The organism is Streptomyces sp. NPDC001880, from assembly GCF_053594575.1.
The window spans coordinates 1-11,836 of the sequence record NZ_JBSFET010000130.1 but is presented as its reverse complement, the minus strand read 5'-3'; the positions used below and the strand labels follow the sequence as shown (position 1 = coordinate 11,836).

General features: G+C 69.3%; 8 protein-coding genes. 3 read left to right on the top strand and 5 right to left on the bottom strand.

The window, feature by feature from the left end; all coding sequences use genetic code 11:
• Positions 1 to 80: 80 nt before the first annotated feature.
• The 5 genes from ACWCQ6_RS33360 to ACWCQ6_RS33340 form a co-directional block, all read right to left on the bottom strand.
• Positions 81 to 1,700, bottom strand: a complete 1,620-nt coding sequence (locus ACWCQ6_RS33360; protein WP_451095661.1) for an N-acyl-D-amino-acid deacylase family protein — start codon at positions 1,698 to 1,700, stop codon at positions 81 to 83.
• Positions 1,700 to 2,473: an amino acid ABC transporter ATP-binding protein gene (locus ACWCQ6_RS33355; protein ID WP_451095659.1), complete on the bottom strand. Its 774-nt coding sequence runs from the start codon at positions 2,471 to 2,473 to the stop codon at positions 1,700 to 1,702. The genes ACWCQ6_RS33360 and ACWCQ6_RS33355 overlap by 1 nt, the downstream gene beginning before the upstream one ends.
• Positions 2,470 to 3,444 (bottom strand): amino acid ABC transporter permease, encoded by a 975-nt coding sequence (locus tag ACWCQ6_RS33350; protein ID WP_451095657.1) that lies wholly within the window; start codon positions 3,442 to 3,444, stop codon positions 2,470 to 2,472. Before ACWCQ6_RS33350 ends, ACWCQ6_RS33355 begins: the two co-directional genes overlap by 4 nt.
• Positions 3,445 to 3,452: 8 nt before the next feature.
• Complete coding sequence (locus tag ACWCQ6_RS33345) at positions 3,453 to 4,337, bottom strand: ABC transporter substrate-binding protein (protein ID WP_451095655.1); 885 nt, start codon at positions 4,335 to 4,337, stop codon at positions 3,453 to 3,455.
• A 650-nt stretch (positions 4,338 to 4,987) separates the two neighbouring features.
• A complete protein-coding gene (locus ACWCQ6_RS33340; RefSeq protein WP_451095653.1) occupies positions 4,988 to 6,109 on the bottom strand; it encodes a PP2C family protein-serine/threonine phosphatase in 1,122 nt (373 codons plus the stop codon).
• 163 nt (positions 6,110 to 6,272) lie between these two features.
• On the opposite strand from ACWCQ6_RS33340, the gene ACWCQ6_RS33335 reads away from it, so the two are divergent.
• From ACWCQ6_RS33335 to ACWCQ6_RS33325, 3 genes are all read left to right on the top strand, one after another.
• Positions 6,273 to 7,292, top strand: a complete 1,020-nt coding sequence (locus tag ACWCQ6_RS33335; protein ID WP_451095651.1) for a helix-turn-helix domain-containing protein — start codon at positions 6,273 to 6,275, stop codon at positions 7,290 to 7,292.
• A 132-nt stretch (positions 7,293 to 7,424) separates the two neighbouring features.
• Positions 7,425 to 10,817 (top strand): S8 family peptidase, encoded by a 3,393-nt coding sequence (locus ACWCQ6_RS33330; RefSeq protein ID WP_451095649.1) that lies wholly within the window; start codon positions 7,425 to 7,427, stop codon positions 10,815 to 10,817.
• Between the two features lie 244 nt (positions 10,818 to 11,061).
• Complete coding sequence (locus ACWCQ6_RS33325; protein WP_451095647.1) at positions 11,062 to 11,508, top strand: TIGR03618 family F420-dependent PPOX class oxidoreductase; 447 nt, start codon at positions 11,062 to 11,064, stop codon at positions 11,506 to 11,508.
• Positions 11,509 to 11,836: the final 328 nt, after the last annotated feature.

The window sequence follows — 11,836 nt, the reverse complement described above, 5'->3', positions numbered from 1 at the left end:
GTCGATGTCGACGGCGGCGACGGCCAGGGTGAGCGGCAGCGCGGCCGAACGCCGGGCCGCCGCGGCGACTTGGGCCAGACTCATCGGATTCTCACCACTTCTCCCGACCGCACCGAGGTCGGCCGGCCGCCTCTTGCCGCGATTCGCCCCGCCACCACGACGATATCGATGCCTCCGGGTGCCAGCAGGGGGCGCTCGAAGTCGGCGGTGTCACGTACCGACGCCGGGTCGAGAACGACCAGATCGGCGAGGGCGCCGTCGCGGACCACGCCGCGGCCGGTGAGGCCGAACCGCCCGGCAGGCAGTCCGGTCATCTTGTGCACCGCGCTCTCCAGCGGCAGCAGTTGCTCGTCACGGCTGTAATGACCGAGCACCCGGGCGAAACTCCCCGCCCAGCGCGGATGCGGCCGACCGGGTTTGGGGACACCGTCCGAACCGATCATCGACAACGGGCTGGCGATGACCCGGCGGACATCGTCCTCCCGCATGGAATGGCTGATGATGGTCACTTCGCCCTGCTCCGCCAGCAGGAGATCACACGCCTGGTCGACCGGATCCACACCGCGCTCGGCCGCGAGGTCGGCGATGCTGCGTCCCTCGGCCTCAGGGTGCGTCTGCGCTGCGGCCACCGAGATGAGGTCCCAGCCGCCGTTGCCGACGGTGTTCTCCCACCCTTCGACGCCCTGGGCGATGTCCGTTCTGATCCGGTCCCGGGTCTCGGGCCGGCGCAGCCGCTCCAGCAGAGCGCCGACGCCGCCCTCACTCGCCCATGGGGGCAGCATGGCATGCAGTACGGTGCTTCCCGCCGTGTACGGATAAACGTCGCACAGCACATCCACGCCTTCGGCGCGGGCCCGTTCCAGACGGGGCAGGGTCCGCAGTGTGGCGCCCCAGGCGTACCGGCCCGCGGTCTTGTGGTGGGAGATCTGCAAAGGGGCGCCGGAGCGCACCGCGATCTCCAGGGCCTCCTCCAGTGCGGACTCCACCTGCGACATCTCGTCGCGAAGATGGGTGACGTAGGGCTTGCCGTGACGGGCTGCGACCCCGGCCAGCGCGACGATCTCCTCGGTGTCGGCATAGGTGCCGGGAGGGTAGATCAGCCCGGTGGACAGACCGGCCGCCCCCTGGGCCAGCGCCCGGTCGAGCAGTGCGCACATGGTGTCCAGTTCGTCGGGCCGTGGCGGCCGGGCCTCGAAGCCCATCACTCCGGCGCGCAGTGTGCCGTGGCCGACCAGCGAGGCGATATGGGTGTGGCGCAGCGCGGGATCCTGTCCGGCGGCGAACGCGTCGAAGTCCACGGCGGGCCGCACCGGTCCGAGCCCGAAGGTCACCCTGAGATGCTCGGCGAGCTCCGGCAGCCGCTCGGGGAGCGAGGGGAACAAACTGGTCCCGCAGTTGCCGCAGATCTCCGTGGTGACGCCCTGGAGCAGCGGTGCGAGACGGAGGCCATCGATCGGCTCCGCGGCACCGCCGGCTCCGTGGGGCGCCGCGAGGGCGTCGGAGTGCGTGTGCACGTCGATGAAGCCGGGGGTGACGACCCGCCCTGTCACGTCCAGGGTCTCGACGGCCGAAGCATCGGCGCCGACGGGAAGTACGGCGATCCGACCGTCCACCACCGCGATGTCCGCTTCCCGGGCGGGTGCGCCGGTTCCGTCCACGAGCGTGCCGCCGCGCAGCAGCAGATCGGGGGAGCGGCCCATCACAGCACCGTCGACAGGAAGGCCCGCGTGCGCTCGTGTCGCGGGTCGGTGAACAACAGGTCGGGGCTCCCGGCCTCGACGACGACGCCCCGGTCCATGAACAGGACCCGGTCGGCGACCTCGCGGGCGAAGCCCATCTCGTGGGTGACCACGATCATCGTCATTCCGCTGCGGGCCAGGTCGCGCATGACGCCGAGCACCTCGCCGACGAGTTCGGGATCGAGGGCGGAGGTGGGTTCGTCGAAGAGCATGAGGGCGGGTTCCATGGCCAGTGCGCGGGCGATCGCCACGCGCTGCTGCTGCCCGCCGGACAGCTGCTCCGGGTAGTGGTCCGCCCGGTCCGCGAGACCGACGTCGGCCAGCAGCCTGCGGGCCTGCTCCTCGGCCTGCGCCCGGGGCCGGCTCTTGACGGCGACCGGCCCCTCCATCACGTTCTGCACCGCTGTGCGGTGCGGGAACAGGTGGAAGCGCTGGAACACCATGCCGATCCGCTCGCGTTGCCGCCGGATGTCCCGGGCGCGCCGCTCGCGCAGCACCCGGCCGGACGGCCCGTGCTGTTCGTAGCCGACCAGTTCGCCGTCCATCCACACCCGCCCCGCGTCGATCCGCTCAAGGTGGTTGAAGCAGCGCAGCAGTGTGGACTTCCCGGATCCGGAGGGGCCGATGACACAGAGCACCTCACCGCTGCGGACGTCGAGGTCGATGCCCTTCAGCACCTCGGTGTCACCGAACTTCTTACGGACCCCGCGGGCCCTGAGGATCACGTCGTTCATGCTGCTGCTCCCTTGTTGGCGCGTCCGGGCCGGAGGTTGGCCAGGATCCTGCTCCGTAGCACGGGAGCGGCGCCGGGGCTGTAGCGGCGCTCGACGGCGTGCTGGCCGATGGTGGCGATCGTGGTGAGCGCGAGGTACCAGAGCGAGGCCACCAGGAGCAGCGCGACCACTTCGAAGTTGGCGAGGTAGAGGTGCTGGGACACGGTCATCAGGTCGGCTCCGGCGATGACCGAGACCAGTGAGGTCGTTTTGAGCATGGAGATGAACTGGTTGCCGAACGGCGGAATGATGACCCGCATCGCCTGCGGAAGGATGATCCTGGAGAGGATCTGACGGTTCGACATCCCGATGGACGCGCCTGCCTCGCGCTGGCCGGGATCCACGCTCTGGATGCCTGCCCGCACGATCTCGGCCATGTAGGCGCCCTCGTTGATGGAGAGACCGAGCAGCGCGGCCACGAATCCGGTGATCACCTGGTTGGACTGCCAGCTGATGAGTTTGGGGCCGTCGAACGGGATTCCGATGCTGATCACGGGGAACAGCAGGGCCAGGTTGAACCAGAAGATGAGCTGGACCAGCAGCGGGGTGCCCCGGAAGAACCAGGTATAGGCACCGGCGGTGAGACGCAGGACCGGACTGTCGGACAGCTGCATCACCGCGACGACGATCCCGATGGCGATGCCGAGAGCCATCGAGATGAGGGTGAGCTGAATGGTCACCCCGAGGCCCTTGAGGATCACGCTGTCGAACTGGTACTTGGCGACGATGTCCCAGTGAAGATTGGGGTTGACGATGATGGTGTAGGCGAGCCACACCGCGAACAGCGTGGCGGCGAGGACCGCGAGCCAGCGCCCGGGACGAGGGCGTCCGGTCACCTGGAGGGAGAGGTCGTCCTCCTGCGCCGTTCCATCGGCGAGCATGACATCCGGCTTCCCTACGGGGACCGGGCCGGGTATTTTCTGGTGGTTCATGTCCGTTCTCACTGCCCGTCGTTGACGGTGGCCTCGGGTACGGCGCTGCCGCCGACTCCCCAGGTGTCGAGGATCTTCTTGTAGTCCCCGTTGTCGATGAGTTCCTGCAGCGCCTTGCGCACGGCGTCTCGCAGTCCGCTCTGGCTCTTCGCGGACGCGATGCCCCAGGGGGCGGTGCCGTACTGCTCCGGCAGCACTTCGTACGCGCTGCTCTTCTTCGTGAACATCTTGGCGACGGGGTAGTCGACGATGGTCGCGACCGCGCGTCCGCTGTCCAGTTGCAGCAGCCCGGTCGGTGCGTCCTCGCTCTGCGAGATCCGCATCTTCTCCTGGCACTTGGCGTTCTGCTCCTCGCCGATGTGGAGGTTGGAGCTGCCCTTGGCGAGGACGACGGTCTTTCCACAGAGATCCGCGAGCGACTTGATGCCCTGCGGGTTGCCCTGCTTCGTCATGATGACGCCGCCGGTGCGGAAGTAGTCGACGAAGTCGACCGCCTGGCGTCTCTGGGCACTGTCGGTCATGGACGACATGACCAGGTCGAACCGTCCGGACTCCAGTCCGGGGATCAGTCCGTCGAAGGCGGCATTGGTGAGTTCGAGCTTCAGCTTGAGCTGTTCGGCAATGGCCTTGGCGAGATCGGGGTCGACACCGGTGAGCCGGGTGGTGCCGGGCGCGTACATTTCCATCGGCGGATAGCCGACCGCGGTGGCCACCCGGAGTACACCCTTCTGCCGGTACTGAGCGGGCAGCAGCTCGGCCGCGGTCCGGCCGGAGGCGGTCTGGGACTCGGTCCCGGCCGGGGCGTCGCCCTGACCGGAACGCCCACAGGCAGTGGCCGCGAGGGCGACCATGGCCAGGGCTGCCAGACAGCGAAGAGAACGGGGACGATTCATCGGATTTCTCCCTCACGGGTGACGGTGCGCCGATGCTGGCAGCCGCACCCCGGTGAATGGAAGATGATGAAGCTATTCACGCCTGACCATCGAAATCCGTACGGGTCCGCACCTGCCGCTGCTGCGCCCGACGGACCTGGCCCCGAAGAAGCCACTGCGCTGGGCAGGAACGGATACGCACCAGCCGCGGCCTCGGCGCGGTGATCGCTCTGGTGTCCCGGCAGCTGCTCCTCACGAACGCGCCCCCGGGAACACAGGGGAGCACGGCACCGTCGGGGGTGTCCTGTTCATGTCGTTTCGCGGTTGAGAATCACAGGATGGCGGGTTTGTCCCCGGAGAGGTGCAGAGAGCCGGTGGCTGCGCGCCGGGAGAGGTGGTCGAGGTCGCCGGTGCCGGGGATGGCCGGGACGTGAGGGCCGCGGCGACCCGCCACCCCGACCCCGCGACTCTCGAAGGTGAAGCGTGCCGGACACCGACCGGGGTGGCCCTGTGCCGGCCCTCGTCGTCCGGCGGCGTGTTGCCGTGGTCGAACGGCTGCCCGCGCTTCTGCCGCGGCGTTCTTCTCGGGTGTCGGGCACTCCGGGCAGAGCAGGCGGGCCGGGACTCCTCTGTCGTGTGTGGGGTTTCCCGTGCACAACGAACGACCCTTCTCAGCGGTGCGGTGACCGTCGCACGGTCAGCACCGCCACGTCGTCGTGCTGGCTTCCGCCCCCGGCGAACGCACGCGCGTCGTCGTAGAGCGCACGCGGCAGATCGGTGGGCGAGAGCGACACGCGCCGGGTGAGGCTCTCGGTGAGGGGGTAGAACGCACCGCCCGGGGCGCGGGTCTCGGTGAGTCCGTCCGTGGTCAGAAGCAGGGTCGCGCCGGGTGGGAAGACGAACCAGTCGACCGTCGCGGGTTCGCCGGCGAGCTCGGCGAGACCGAGGGGGACGCCGGACGTGAGGGTCAGTGTCGTGACGGTGGCATCCTGCAGCACCTTCGGCAGGACGTGTCCGCAGTTGATCGCCTGCACCTCCGCACCCGCGTCGATGTTGAGGACGAGCGCGGTGACGAACCTCTCGTCGTCGCCGGTCTGCGTGGCATAGGAGTTGTGCCGTACGACGGAGGCGTCCAGGGCGTCGACGAGCGCGGTCAGGGTGGGCTCCCGGTGGGCCGTCGCACGGAAGGCGCCGATGACGGCGAACGCGGCGCCGACCGCCGGGAGGCCCTTTCCCTGGACATCGCCGATCAGTACCCGGGTACCCCACGGTGAGTCGACGACGTCGTAGATGTCCCCGCCGACCAGGCGGTCCTCCTGTACGGGCTCGTACACGCCGTTCACCAGGACGTCGCCGGTGACCATGGGCAGGGGGCGCAGGATGTGGCGCTGCATCGCGGCAGCGGTGGAGCGCAGCCGCATCATCTCCTGCTCACGGCTGATGCGGCGGTGGCACGCGTAGACGGAGGCGGCCCCCAGGACGATGGTGAGCAGGATCATGAGGAACCTGTCGAGCCACGGCCACCCGTCTCCCTGCCGGACCAGCATGGTGACGATGACGACGAGCTCGGTCCAGGCGAACACGATCTTCGTCTGGCGGACGGTGCACAGTGCTGACGCCGCCCCCGGAAGGAAGACGAGAAGGCCGAGCAGCCACACCGGGGACTGCGACAGGGCTCCCAGAACCAGCACCAGCAGGGTCACTGAGGCGACGCCGATCACGACTTCGACCTCGCTCGGCGGTGCGATGGCTTCGACCGGACCCACCGGTTTCTTCGAGTGCTTGCGGAGCACGGGACCTCCGGGGCAGATGGGGCATTTGCCCTCTACCGTAGGCATGCCCCGACCATGGGCGGCCACGCCCCGCCGGATGACCGCGCCCTCCCGGTGGCAGGCACTCCGGGCCGGCGCATGGCGCTCAGGGCAGCGGGATAGGGTTCCCCCGAGGAGGAACTGGATGCTGCAGGTACTGGGACTGGGCCCGGCTGAAGAGGCTGTCTACACCGCTCTGCTGCCCCGGCCGTCCGCCTCTGCCCAGGACCTCGTCCGGCAGGTCGGACTGGAGCGGGCCGAGATCGCCAGCGTTCTGCGCGACCTGGCGGAACGTGGCCTGGTCGCGGTGGTGTCCGAGGAGGGTGGCGCGACACCGGACCCGGCCGACCAGGAAACTGCCGCCCGGTACCGGCTCACGCCACCGTCCGTGGCCCTCGCCCCGCTCCTCGTCGAGCAGCGCAACGCGCTGCAGCGGGCCGAGACCGCGTTCTCGATGCTCACCGAGCAGTACCGCAGTACCACCGCACACCCGGCGGGCAGTGTCGTGGAGGTGGTCGTGGGCGTGGAGCAGGTCGCCCACCGGTTCCACCAGCTGCAGCGCGGTGCGCAGCGGGAGTTGCTCGTGTTCCTTGTGGGCGAGCCGATCGCGGTGCCGCGGGAGGACACCGACACGGCGGAGAGTTCCGCGCTGGACCGCGGGGTCGAATTCCGGGTCGTGGCCACGAAGAACTACCTCGACGGCCACGAGGTGGCACCGGACATGCGGGCGGCCATCACGGCAGGGCTGGAACTCCGCCTGGTCGATGCCCTGCCGCTGAAGATGGTCGTGTCGGACCGGGAGCGCGCCATGGTCCCTCTGGAGGTCGCCGGTCCTTGCGGCGAGCCGAGCGCCATCGTGGTGCACCGCAGCGGTCTGCTCACCGCCCTGGTGCACCTTTTCGAGAAGGAATGGGACCGGGCCCAGCCGCTGTACCCCACTGCCACGGGCGTACGGGTGCAGGCGGCGGCGGCGCAATGGCCGACCGAGGGTGAACTCGAAGTCCTGGCCCTGCTGTTGGCGGGGATCTCCGATCGGCGTGCGGCTTCGCAGCTCGGTGTCTCCATCCGGACCGTGGAGCGGCGGACGCGCCGCCTGATGGATCTTGCAGGAGCGGATTCCCGCCTGCAGCTCGGCTGGCACGCCGCCCGCGCGGGCTGGCTGTGACCGCCCCCCTGTCATGATCGTCTGACGGAAAACCGACATGCGGGGAACCCGTCAAGCACAGATATCCCTACGCCATGTGCATGTCTGCCAGGCTGCAGCCGCACCAAATCTTTGTGCCAAGTAGGGAGATTCATGCGTCCCATCACGCGTATAGCCATGGGCGCGGCGTCCGCCGCGACCCTGGCCTTTACGGCAGTCACGCCGTCAGGGGCGGCGGATGCGCCTCATGACGCCACCTCGGGGAAGAAATCCATCGTCGGCAGCGAGGCTGCGCAGAACCGCGGCAAGCAGACGACGGTCACGCTCGTCACCGGCGACAAGGTCCTTGTGACCACGGACAAGTCGGGCCGCAGCTCCGCGGCGGTGCTGCCCCGCGAGGACGGGACGCAGCCGATGTTCCGTACCTACCAGTCGGGCAAGGACCTCTACGTCTATCCCGACGGCGTCACGCGGGCCATCAGCGAGGGCATGGTCGACGAGGAGTTGTTCAACGTCACCGGCCTCATCCGCCAGGGTTACGACGACCGGCACACTGACGCGCTCCCGCTGATCGCCACCTACGGAAGGGGCGTGAACGTTGCCAAGAGCGCGCCGGAGGCGCCTCGCGGCTCCAAGCGGAGCCTGCTGCTTCCCGCCGTGGGCGGCGTAGCGCTCAAGGCGGACAAGGACACCGCCGCCGCGTTCTGGCGGGACATCACCGACCCCCGCTCGCGTTCCGCCTCCGCGCTGAAGAAGCTGTGGCTGGACGGCAAGGTCGAGGCCACCTTGGACCGGTCCACCAAGCAGGTCCACGCGCCCGAGGCATGGGCGGCCGGCTACGACGGCAAGAACACCAAGGTCGCCGTGCTGGACACGGGTGTGGACGCCGAGCACCCGGACCTGGTCGACCGGGTCAGCGAAGCCAAGAACTTCACCGACTCCAAGACCTCCGACGACTATGTGGGCCACGGCACCCACACCGCCTCCACGGTCGGCGGGTCCGGCGCCGCGAGCGACGGCAAGAAGAAGGGGGTCGCCCCCGGCACCTCCCTGCTCATCGGAAAGGTCCTCAACGACGGCGGGTCCGGTCTGGACTCCTGGGTCATCGCCGGGATGCAGTGGGCCGTCGACCAGCAGGCCGATGTCGTCTCCATGAGCCTGGGCAACCCGTCGGTCAGGGACTGCACCGACCCGGTGGCGCAGGCCACGAAGCAGCTCGCGCAGAACACGCGCACCCTGTTCGTCGTCGCCGCGGGCAACTCCGGACCGGGCACCGAGACCGTCTCCTCGCCCGGGTGCGTGCCCGACGTGCTGACCGTCGGCGCCGTGGACCGGGACGACACCACCGCTCAGTTCTCCAGCCGTGGCCCCGTGGCCGTGACGCACACGCTCAAGCCCGAGATCGCGGCCCCCGGCGTCGACATCTCGGCGGCCTCCGCAGGCGGCCGAGGCGTCTACGCCTACCGGTCGATGTCCGGCACCTCGATGGCGACCCCGCACGTGGCGGGCGCCGCGGCCATCCTCCGCCAGGCCCACCCGGACTGGACCGCACAGCAGATCAAGGCCGCGCTCGTCTCCTCGGCCCGAACCGGTGGGAAGGTGCCCGGCGCCGACGAGACCGGCGGCGGAGTCCTCGACGTCTTCGCCGCGGTGAACCAGAAGGTGCTCGCCGCCCCCGCCGTCCAGGCCGGCAGCTACAACTGGCCGCAGGACGCGTCGGACCGCACCACCGTGCAGGTGCCCTTCACCAACACCGGCACCAAGGACCTCACCCTGGACGTGAAGGTCAGCGATGTGCACGGCAACGACGGCAGCACGGTCCGCTCCGGCATCATCAAGCCGGAGCAGCGCAAGGTGACGGTCCCCGCAGGGGCCACAGCCCAGCTGCCGGTGCGCGTCGACCCCACCGCCCGCCTCCAGGACTCCCAGTACGGTGCGGTCACCGGCCGTATCCTGGCCACCAGCGGTGACGTGCACGTCTCCGTGCCGGTCACGCTCTACGTCGAGCCGGAGACGGTCACGCTCCGGGTCAAGACCATCGACCGCAACGGCGACGCCGCGACCGGCAATTCCTCCCTGGACCTCGTCAGCCTGGACATCGACAAGGGAGAACGCCGCAAGAACGCCGGAGCACCCGACCAGACCTACCGCGTCCGTCCGGGAAGCTACTCCCTCAGCGGCTTCGTGACGACGTACGACGCCGGCAACGCGCCCGAATCGATGAGCTACCTCGCGCAGCCGCAGCTTCGCCTCACCCGGGACACCACCGTTGTCCTCGATGCCCGCAAGGCCCATCGGCTGAGCCTGGACACAGAACGGCCCGCGAAGGTGGACACGACCACCTTCAGCTATGCCCGCAACTGGGACGACACCTGGCAGGTCTCCGGCTCGCTGACCGCGGACGGCACCGTTCAGAAGTTCTACGCGGACGTCGACGGGCGCGCCACGGACGGCACCTTCACGTTCCGGCCCACCTGGCGTGCCTCCGGCTCCCAGGACGGCTCGCCGTACGTCTACAACCTGACGTTCCCCACCTCGGGACCGCTCAACGCCGACCAGACGTACCGGCCCAGGGACTCCCGGCTGGCGCGGGTCACCGAGACCTGGAACGCCATGGGCAAGGAAGCGGACTACCTCGACGCCCTGTTCCTGCGCCCCGCCGAAGACAGCGCCGCGTACGTTCCCGTGAGCCCGTACGGCTCGGTGCACGTGCCCGGAACCCGCACCGCCTACTACACGGCTGCCGAGGACGCCGTCTGGTACCACGGCGCCATGACCAGTTTCCCGTTCGCCGCGTTCATGGGAGACCAGGAACGTGTCTACCGGCCCGGGGAGCGCCGCACCGAGGAATGGTACGGCGACCTCCTGAGGACGTCCGCGTCGCGCGACGCCGACGGCAAGCTGCTGTTGGCCGCCGAGCGGCAGGGAAACCTGATGGGCTTCCAGACCGGGTTCTGGCTCGACGGCTCCGGGGACCACTGGTCCCCCGGCGGGTCCTTCGGTGACATCGGCAACCTGGCGCTGAAGCGCGACGGCGAGCTGATCGGCAAGCGCGTCGACCCCTACGGCGTGTTCGAGGTGCCGGACGAGGACTCCGTCTACGAGCTGACCCAGAACCTGCAGAAGATCGCTTCCTCGGACTGGAACTGGCTGCGCTCCACCGCCGTCAGCACCTCCTGGACCTTCCGCTCCCACCGGGAAGCGGATGTCTTCTCGCGCGGCCTGCCGCTGCTCTTCCCGGCCTATGACCTGCCGGTGGACGGCATGAAGACCCTGCCCGCGAAGAAGGACCTGAAGGTCGGCCTGGCGGCCGAGGGACATGCCGGATATACTCCGGGCGCGCTCACGGCGGCCACGCTGTCCTACTCCTACGACGGCGGAACCACCTGGACCCAGGCACCGACCGAGCGCCACGACGGCCGCTGGACGGCCGTCCTCGACCACACCGGAGCCTCCGGCAAGCAGGTCACCCTGAAGACGACCCTCACCGACGCCAACGGCAACGCGGTCACCCAGACCATCACCCGCGCCTACGACGTCCGGTAATCACCAGGCCCTGGGCCGCGTGGAGCCAGTACGGTCACCACGCGGCCCCGTGGTGTCGGCGGGTGTGAGTGGCTGAGTACCAGTCAGCAGACCCGACCAAGCGCGGCGCGAGCGTAGGCGACCAGCTTCTCCGATGCCTCGGCCGCCAAGCCAGAACATGGGGACGGCCCTTGGCATCGGCTTCACCTGGCGGATTCCACTTCCCTGAACTCTCCGGCCCCGTCACGGTTGGTAACCTGCCGGGATGACTGCGCCTTTCGACGAAGCCGTCCGCGCTCGGCTGCAAGCCCCCAACATCTGGTACGTCGGCACCGTGTTCGCCGACGGAGCACCGCAGGTCAGCCCGATGTGGGTGGATCTGGAGGGAGAGGGGGAGCTGACGTTCAACACTTCGGTGGGTCGGGTCAAGGAGGAGAACCTGCGCCGCGACCCCCGTGTCTATCTTTCACACGCGGACGTCACCGACGCCTTCGACCGAGTGCAGATCAGCGGTGTGGTGTCCCGCTTCATCGAGGGCGAGGAGGCACACGAGCGAATGGACCGGCTGGCCCGCAAGTATCTGGGCGTCGAGCGCTTCGAGTGGACCATGCCGGGAGAACAGCGGGTCGCGGTGATCGTGCGCCCGGTCAAGGTGCGGCACATCGTCGGGGTGGAGCGGTTCCGGCCCGGCGGCCCCGTCCCCGCCCCGTGACCCGAGAACGGCCGCTCTGCCCGCCGGCTGAAGCGCTCCTTGGTGCACGGTACGTGGAAGTTGCCGCCCGCGAGCAGAAGTCGTCCGACTCCGGCGTCAAGGTGTCCGGGGCGTCGTCCCTGGCTCACAGGGTGTGGGCATCGCGTACTGGCGGTGCGCGAGAGCAGTGGGCTGCCGAGGGACCTGGGGCATCGGTCAGCGCCTCCGTACCCATGCGGCTGCCGCGCGGACCCTCCCACCCTGATTCGGTCCGGACGTGCCACGGGCCCCGAGGATCAAAGCGGACAACAGCGGTCACGTACGGCTCCCAGAGACCTCGCCGACCTCA